General features: G+C 61.4%; 7 protein-coding genes. 4 read left to right on the top strand and 3 right to left on the bottom strand.

What is annotated here, in order from left to right:
- Nucleotides 1-152 precede the first annotated feature (152 nt).
- Both ACODSJ_RS13095 and xseA read right to left on the bottom strand, forming a co-directional pair.
- Nucleotides 153-974 carry a peptidoglycan DD-metalloendopeptidase family protein gene (locus ACODSJ_RS13095; RefSeq protein ID WP_489102123.1) on the bottom strand — a complete coding sequence of 274 codons (822 nt, stop codon included), beginning with the start codon at nt 972-974 and terminating at the stop codon, nt 153-155.
- A 3-nt stretch (nt 975-977) separates the two neighbouring features.
- Nucleotides 978-2,357 carry an exodeoxyribonuclease VII large subunit gene (gene xseA / locus ACODSJ_RS13090; RefSeq protein ID WP_489102122.1) on the bottom strand — a complete coding sequence of 460 codons (1,380 nt, stop codon included), beginning with the start codon at nt 2,355-2,357 and terminating at the stop codon, nt 978-980.
- 257 nt (nt 2,358-2,614) lie between these two features.
- Here xseA and ACODSJ_RS13085 point away from each other — a divergent pair, with 257 nt between their 5' ends.
- The 4 genes from ACODSJ_RS13085 to guaA all read left to right on the top strand — a co-directional run bounded on the left by ACODSJ_RS13085 (nt 2,615) and on the right by guaA (nt 7,390).
- Entirely contained in the window at nt 2,615-3,382 is a 768-nt protein-coding gene (locus tag ACODSJ_RS13085; protein WP_489102121.1) for a sulfite exporter TauE/SafE family protein, read from the top strand.
- A gap of 66 nt (nt 3,383-3,448) precedes the next feature.
- Nucleotides 3,449-3,997 carry a sugar ABC transporter ATPase gene (locus tag ACODSJ_RS13080; protein ID WP_489102120.1) on the top strand — a complete coding sequence of 183 codons (549 nt, stop codon included), beginning with the start codon at nt 3,449-3,451 and terminating at the stop codon, nt 3,995-3,997.
- 266 nt (nt 3,998-4,263) lie between these two features.
- Complete coding sequence (guaB, locus tag ACODSJ_RS13075; RefSeq protein WP_489102119.1) at nt 4,264-5,733, top strand: IMP dehydrogenase; 1,470 nt, start codon at nt 4,264-4,266, stop codon at nt 5,731-5,733.
- Between the two features lie 79 nt (nt 5,734-5,812).
- Nucleotides 5,813-7,390 (top strand): glutamine-hydrolyzing GMP synthase, encoded by a 1,578-nt coding sequence (gene guaA, locus ACODSJ_RS13070; RefSeq protein ID WP_489102118.1) that lies wholly within the window; start codon nt 5,813-5,815, stop codon nt 7,388-7,390.
- Nucleotides 7,391-7,581: 191 nt separating this feature from the next.
- Here the strand turns inward: guaA and ACODSJ_RS13065 are convergent, their stop codons facing one another.
- Nucleotides 7,582-8,229, bottom strand: coding sequence for a TetR/AcrR family transcriptional regulator (locus ACODSJ_RS13065; protein WP_489102117.1), 648 nt, complete (start codon nt 8,227-8,229; stop codon nt 7,582-7,584).
- Nucleotides 8,230-8,245: the final 16 nt, after the last annotated feature.

The raw sequence follows: 8,245 nt of genomic DNA, 5'->3' as shown, positions 1-8,245 counted from the left end.
AAACTGGCCTCGTGAAACCTTAACTGGTGTCCAGAATTACTTGACCAGTTCAAGCCCGCTCCCACAGGGGAATGATGGCGATCTCAAAATCAACGCTGTATCTGTGGGAGCGGGCTTGCTCGCGAAGAGGCCGGCCGCCCCACCGCAAATTCTCAGGGCTGGAAAGCCCCGATGAATATCGCCGGATCCACCCGCGCATCGTTCAGGCTGATGTTCCAGTGCATGTGTGGTCCGGTCGCCCGGCCGGTGGAACCGACTTTGCCGACCACGGTGCCCCGGGCCAGTTGCTGGCCGACCTTCACGTCGATCTTCGACATGTGGCAGAACATGCTGATGAAGCCCTGTCCGTGGTCGACGAACACGGTGTTGCCATTGAAGAAGTAATTACCGGTGAGGATCACCTTGCCCGCTGCCGGCGTCTTGATCGGCGTGCCGGCAGGAACGGCGAAGTCCAGGCCGGCGTGGGGGTTGCGTTCTTCGCCGTTGAAGAAGCGGCGTACGCCGAACTTGCTCGACAGCGGTCCGCTGACCGGTTTGTCCAGCAACAGGTTACTCGGCGTGTTCGGGCTGAAACTGCGATAGGCCTTCAGTTGCACGGCCAGCTCGGCGTCGATGCGCTTCAGGTCCGCCGGGTCCGGGTTGACCTGGCGCTTGTTCGCCAGGGTGATGTGTTGCTCGGGGTATTTCTTGTATCCGACCACGAACGGGTGCGTGGTGCCGCCACTGCTGATCTGCTGGGTGCCAGGCTGGACTGTCAGCGGGATGCCGACAATCGCCAGCCAGTTCGACTGCTCCTTGACCACCAGCACCGGTTTGCCCTGGTAGCTGGCTTTCGGCGCCTGGGCGGCACTGCCCAGGTCCACCACGGCCACGCCGCCGGGCACTGGTTTGTTCAACAGGCGGGTGATGTAGCTGTCGGCATGGGCGTTGAGGGTCAGGCACAGCAAGAGCAACGAAGCGAAAAATCGCGGCATGAATCAATCCAGTAAAGAAAGGGTGACCGGCGTCAGGTGGTTGTCTTCGACCCGTACCAGCAGTTCGCCTTCGCCGAGCTTGGCGGTCAGGCGCTGGCCGGTCTGGGTTTGCCCGGCACCGCGGATCGCCTGGCCACGTTCGTCCAGCAAGATGCTGTAGCCCCGGCCGAGGGTCGCCAGGGGGCTGACGATGTGCAGGGTCTGCATTTGGTTGTGCAATTGCACGCGGCGGGTTTTCAGGCCTTCGCGCATGGCCCGGGGCAGGCGTTCGGCCAGGCTGTCCAGGCGCTGGCGCAGCAAGGCCAGTTGCCGCCCCGGGTGTTGCCCGGCCAGGCGGGTTTCCAAACGTATCAGCCGTTCGCGACGGGTATTGAGGCTGCGCTCGAAGGCCCGGCGCAGGCGCATGTCCAGATCGTCGAGGCGCTGGGCCTGTTGGCGCAAGCGTTCACCAGGGTGGCGCAGGCGTCGGGTGAGGCCTTCAAGACGCAGTTGATCGCGCATCAGGCGGTCGCGCATGCGCATCACCAGCCGGCGGTGCAGGCTTTCGACCCGGCGCACCAGGTCTCCGGCGTCCGGTGCCAGCAATTCGGCGGCGGCGGACGGGGTCGGGGCGCGTACGTCGGCGACAAAATCACTGATGGACACGTCGGTTTCATGGCCCACCGCGCTGACGATTGGCGTGACGCAGGCGTCCACCGCCCGGGCCACGGCTTCTTCATTGAAGCACCACAAGTCTTCCAGCGAACCGCCGCCCCGCGCCAGGATCAGCGCATCGAACCCGCGGGCGTCGGCCAGTTTCAAGGCGCGGACGATTTGCGCGGTGGCTTCGCGGCCTTGCACGGCGGTGGGAATCAGGGTCAGGGCAATCTGCGGCGCGCGGCGGCGAAACACGCTGATGATGTCGCGAATCACCGCGCCGGTGGGCGAGCTGATGATGCCGATGCGTTGTGGGTGAGCCGGCAGCGGCACCTTGCGCTCGGCGCTGAACAGGCCTTCGGCGCTGAGTTTTTCCTTCAGGGCATCGAACGCCAGGCGCAGCGCGCCATCACCCGCCGGCTCCACGGTGTCGAGGATCAATTGATAATCGCCACGGCCCTCGAACAGCGAGACCTTGCCGCGCACCTTCACCGCCAACCCATCCTTCAAGGCCTGGCGCACCCGCGCGGCGTTCTGCCGGAACAGCGCGCAACGCACCTGGGCGCCGCTGTCCTTGAGGGTGAAATAGACGTGGCCAGAGGCGGGCCGGGCGAGGTTGGAAATCTCTCCCTCGACCCAGATGTTGCTGAACACGTCTTCGAGCAACACCCGCGCACGGCCGTTGAGCTGGCTGACAGTCAGGACCTCGCGGTCCAGGCCCAGTCGGGCAAAGGGATCTTTAATCATGGGCGGCATGATAAGGGCATTTGTGGCTGAATCTCCATGTGTGCTGTCAATTCCTCCTTTGAGCTTCCTGTCAGACCGAGTCGTCCCCTTCGCGAGCAAGCCCGCTCCCACAGGGGGATATCAGCGATCTCAAGATTGATGTTGTACCTGTTGGAGCGGGCTTGCTCGCGAAGGCAATAGTTCTGTCGCCACAAATGCTGGATGTATTCCTCAGGTTCTGGCTAAAGTCGCCGCTTTTCTCATCAAGGACGTGTCGGATGGATCTTTTGTCGTGGTTGGGCCAATGGGCATTTGCGCCAACGGATTGGCTGGTGATCGGCTTGGCCATCACCCTGGCCTACATTGTGTTCGGCATCGCCGGGTTTGGTACGGCGTTGGTGGCGGCGCCGATTTTGTTGCTGTTCATGCCTCTGTCGAAAATCGTCCCGTTGTTGGTCTTGCTGGATTTTGTCGCAGCCTTCGGCAACTTGCTGCCGTCGCGTAAGGATGTCTCCCGACCCGAGTTGCTGCGGTTGCTGCCGTGCATGGCGGTGGGCTGCACCCTGGGGGTGATTTTCCTGCTCAATCTCAAGTCCGACCTGCTGCTGTTGTTGATGGGCCTGTTCATCAGCGCCTACGCGATCTACAGCCTGTGGATAAAGACCCGTCCTACCCAGTTGTCGGCGTTGTGGGCGATTCCCATGGGCACGGTGGGCGGAATGTTCGGCGCGTTGTTCGGCAGTGGTGGCTTTTTATATGCGATCTACCTCAATAGCCGTTTGTCCAAGGACCCGGCCCGGGCCACGCAAAGTGCGCTAATCAGTTGCAGCACGGTGGTGCGCTTGAGCCTGTTCGTCATCGCGGGTGTGTATGCCGAGCTACCCTTGCTGGTACTGGCGCTGTGTTTGTTGCCGGCCATGGCGCTGGGGTTGTGGGTGGGACGCCGCCTGACCATGCGGTTGTCCCGCGAGGCGTTCGTGCGTCTGGTCACCTGGCTGGTGCTCGCCAGCGGCATTGCCTTGATCGGACGCTACCTGAGTGCTTGACCTGGTTCGGCCAGGGATTAAGCTGCCGGCCTTTAACCGCTCCGTATGGAAATACCCAGGCTCGCCATGAATTCGCAAAGCATCATCGTCCCGAAAATCTCCACCTTGCCGGTCCATGAGCCACGGGCGCGGGCGATCGTGCGCTGGCTGGTGCGCAAGAACATCGTCGAAGAACAGCTGACCACCTGCGGGCGCACTGGCAATCGCATGGCCCATGCCATCGCCCCGGGCGCCCGCGAGGTGGTGATGCATCCCGACGTGCTGCCCTTCGGCGAACCGGTCAATGGCCTGGAAATCATCACCAAGCGCTGCATCTATACACCGGCCAAGGGCTTTCTCGAAGAAGCCGGTTGTGCCGAGTGCCGCAAGGAAGTCGGCGAAGCGCTGTTCGAAAGCCTGGAAGACTGGATGCCGGCGCGCACCGACAACTTCACTTGCCCTGAATGCGGGCATGAAGACGACATCAACGGCTTCCTGTTCCTGCAACCCTGCGCCTTTTCGAACCTGGGGTTCATCTTCAACAACTGGCTCGAGGCCGGGTTCAAGCAGGATTTTCTCGATGAGTTCGCCGATTGGCTGGACCAGCCTGTGAGCTGGGTGAAGGTGGAGTTGTAAGAGCCTACACCGCCCCTGTGGCGAGGGAGCTTGCTCCCGCTGGGCTGCGAAGCGGCCCCGGCTTTTTTGGCAGTTGCTGCCCCCGAGGCGTCGGAACGACCGAGCGGGAGCAAGCTCCCTCGCCACAGAGGTTATGTTTGGATCGGAGTGCGGCTCTTTTAGCCCATCAATCAGCCCGTCAATAATAGACAGAGTTTTACATTGAGCCGGGCAGGGTGCATGAGTATAATGGCGCGCTTCCATTTTCCCGCTCGGGAGCCCCCGCGATGCTGCGTATCAGCCAAGAAGCCTTGACCTTCGACGACATTCTCCTAGTGCCCGGTTATTCCGAGGTGCTGCCTAACGAAGTCAGTCTCAAAACCCGTCTCACCCGTGGCATCGAACTGAATATTCCGTTGGTTTCCGCCGCCATGGACACCGTGACCGAAGCCCGTCTGGCCATTGCCATGGCCCAGGAAGGCGGTATCGGTATCATCCACAAGAACATGACCATCGAGCAGCAGGCCGCCGAAGTGCGCAAGGTCAAGCGGTTCGAGGCTGGCGTGGTCAAGGACCCGATCACCATCGAGGCTGACGCCACGGTTCGCGATCTGTTCGAACTGACCCGCATGCACAACATCTCCGGTGTTCCGGTGCTGCACGATGGCGACCTGGTCGGTATCGTCACCTCCCGCGACGTGCGTTTCGAAAACCGTCTGGATGCTACCGTTCGTCAAGTGATGACGCCCAAAGAGCGCCTGGTCACGGTCAAGGAAGGCACCAGCAAGGACGAAGTCCGCGAACTGCTGCACAAGCACCGCATCGAGCGCGTGCTGATCGTCGACGACAAATTCGCCCTCAAGGGCATGATGACCGTCAACGACATTGAAAAAGCCAAGGCCTACCCGCTGGCCAGCAAGGACGACCAGGGTCGTCTGCGCGTAGGCGCGGCGGTCGGTACTGGCAAGGACACCGGTGACCGCGTTGCCGCGCTGGTCAGTGCCGGCGTGGACGTCGTTGTCGTCGACACCGCCCACGGTCATTCCAAAGGTGTGATCGACCGCGTTCGCTGGGTCAAGCAGAACTTCCCTGAAGTGCAGGTGATCGGCGGCAACATCGCCACTGGCGCTGCCGCCAAGGCCTTGGCCGACGCGGGTGCCGACGCCGTCAAGGTCGGTATCGGCCCAGGCTCGATCTGCACCACCCGCATCGTCGCCGGTGTCGGCGTGCCGCAGATCAGCGCCATCGCCAACGTCGCCGCCGCCCTTGAAGGCACTGGCGTTCCGTTGATCGCCGACGGTGGTATCCGCTTCTCCGGTGACCTGTCCAAGGCCATCGTTGCCGGTGCCTACTGCGTGATGATGGGTTCGATGTTCGCCGGTACCGAAGAAGCGCCGGGCGAGATCGAACTGTTCCAGGGCCGTAGCTACAAGGCTTATCGCGGCATGGGTTCGCTGGGCGCCATGTCCCAGGCCCAGGGTTCTTCCGACCGTTATTTCCAGGACTCCTCCGCGGGTGCCGAGAAGCTGGTGCCGGAAGGCATCGAAGGTCGCGTGCCGTACAAGGGCACCCTGAGCGCCATCATCCATCAACTGATGGGCGGCCTGCGTTCTTCCATGGGCTACACCGGCAGCGCCAACGTCGAAGAGATGCGCACCAAGCCTGAGTTCGTGCGCATCACCGGCGCCGGCATGGCCGAGTCCCATGTCCACGACGTGCAGATCACCAAGGAAGCGCCGAACTACCGCGTAGGTTAAGGCTTCCAGCAAAACGTTAATCACCGGGGCTGTTCATTCAGCCCCGAGTTGTTTCTGATTCACTACATGAGAATGAGTCATGGCCCTCGACATTCACGCTCACCGCATCCTGATCCTCGACTTCGGTTCCCAGTACACCCAGCTGATCGCCCGCCGCGTGCGTGAAATCGGCGTGTATTGCGAATTGCATCCGTTCGACATGGATGACGAAGCGATTCGCGAATTCGCGCCCAAAGGCGTCATCCTCGCCGGCGGCCCCGAGTCCGTGCACGAAGCCAACAGCCCGCGCTGCCCGCAAGCCGTGTTTGACCTGGGCGTGCCGGTCTTCGGCATCTGCTACGGTATGCAGACCATGGCTGAACAGCTCGGTGGTAAGGTCGAAGGTTCGGACCTGCGTGAGTTCGGTTATGCCCGTGTCGACGTCGTCGGCAAGAGCCGCCTGCTGGACGGCATCGAAGACCATGTCGACGCCGACGGCCTGTACGGCCTGGACGTGTGGATGAGCCACGGTGACAAGGTCACCCGGATGCCGGAAGACTTCCACATCCTGGCCAGCACCCCGAGCTGCCCGATTGCCGGCATGTTCAACGATGATCGCCGCTACTATGGCGTGCAGTTCCACCCGGAAGTGACCCACACCAAGCAGGGCGGTCGCATCCTGTCGCGCTTCATCCTCGACATCTGCGAGTGCGAAGCCCTGTGGACCCCGTCGAAGATCGCTGAAGACGCCATCGCCCAGGTGCGCGCCCAGGTCGGCACCGACAACGTGCTGCTGGGCCTGTCCGGCGGTGTGGATTCCTCGGTGGTCGCCGCGCTGCTGCACAAGGCCATTGGCGACCAGCTGACCTGCGTCTTCGTCGACAACGGCCTGCTGCGCCTGCACGAAGGCGAGCAAGTGATGGCCATGTTCGCCGAGAACATGGGCGTCAAGGTGATCCGCGCCAACGCCGAAGAGCAGTTCCTGAACAACCTGGCCGGCGAGTCCGACCCGGAGAAGAAGCGCAAGATCATCGGCCGTACCTTCATCGACGTGTTCGATGCCGAGTCCTGCAAGCTGGACAACATCAAGTACCTGGCCCAGGGCACCATCTACCCCGACGTGATCGAGTCGGCCGGCGCCAAGAGCGGCAAGGCCCACGTAATCAAGTCCCACCACAACGTCGGTGGCCTGCCGGAAGAGATGAACCTCAAGCTGGTCGAGCCGCTGCGCGAACTGTTCAAGGACGAAGTGCGTCGCCTCGGCCTGGAACTGGGCCTGCCGTACGACATGGTCTACCGCCACCCGTTCCCGGGCCCGGGCCTGGGCGTGCGGATCCTCGGTGAAGTGAAGAAGGAATACGCCGACCTGCTGCGTCGCGCCGACCACATCTTCATCGAAGAGCTGCGCAAGGCCGACTGGTACCACAAGGTCAGCCAGGCGTTCGTGGTGTTCCAGCCGGTGAAATCGGTTGGCGTGGTCGGCGACGGCCGTCGTTACGCCTGGGTCGTGGCCCTGCGTGCGGTGGAAACCATCGACTTCATGACCGCTCGTTGGGCACACCTGCCGTACGAACTGCTGGAAACCGTGTCCGGTCGCATCATCAATGAAATCGACGGTATCTCCCGCGTCACCTACGACGTATCGAGCAAGCCGCCGGCGACGATTGAGTGGGAGTGATCCCGCAGCGCTGTATAAAGAAACCGGCTTAGGCCGGTTTTTTTATGCATGCTATTGGCGTGCTACTAGGTTTCAAATGCTTAAAGCACCATTGGATCTGGAAGCAAAATCTTAAATGCTGATCCAACAACGGATTGTGCTTTAGCCGCATTACATGCCTATGCCCATGAACTCCCCCCCGAGTCGAGTGCTTATACGCTCGCCTGATCGCGGCCACCATGCGCGGCGATGAACATGGCGACGGCTGATCGGCAGTAGGATTCGATTTCGTTGTCGTCCTCTGCCTTCGCCTCATCGAAACGCGCGACTGTCAGAAGGTCAGAGCCTTTGATAAGTGCGGAAAACAAACGGGCAGATCGGAGAGGGTCGGGTACGTTCAGAATCGCCTTCGCATGCAACTGACGCAGCAAGGATTCGATTTGGGCGATGACAAAGGCGGTACCGGCTTCGTAGTGGAGCTTGCTTAACGACTTTTGATTCGTCTTGTCGGCCATGATCATGGCTTCGACGCTACGGACATCCGGGCTCAGCAACGTGCGCAGCAGGGACGATCCCACCGTGACGAGCTGATCTTCGGGCGAACCATCCATGCCTTCAATGAGGGCCTGAGGTGAAAATTGATGGCAGTGGGCCGCGATGGCTGCGCTGAACAGCGCCTCTTTATCCTCGAAGTGCCGATAGATGCTTAGCTTGGATATCTTCGCTCGCTGGGCAACCTTGTCCATGGTTGTCGCTTTAAAGCCCAATTCCACAAAGAGTTCGGTCGCGGCCTCGACTATCGTTTGACCAAGCGCTTCGTTTGCGGGGCGGCCGCGTCGGCCTTGTGTTCTTTCAGTCATGTAAATTCCGGTACTT

This window comes from Pseudomonas sp. FG6 (assembly GCF_057809015.1).
This window is presented reverse-complemented; position numbering and strand designations above follow the sequence as displayed.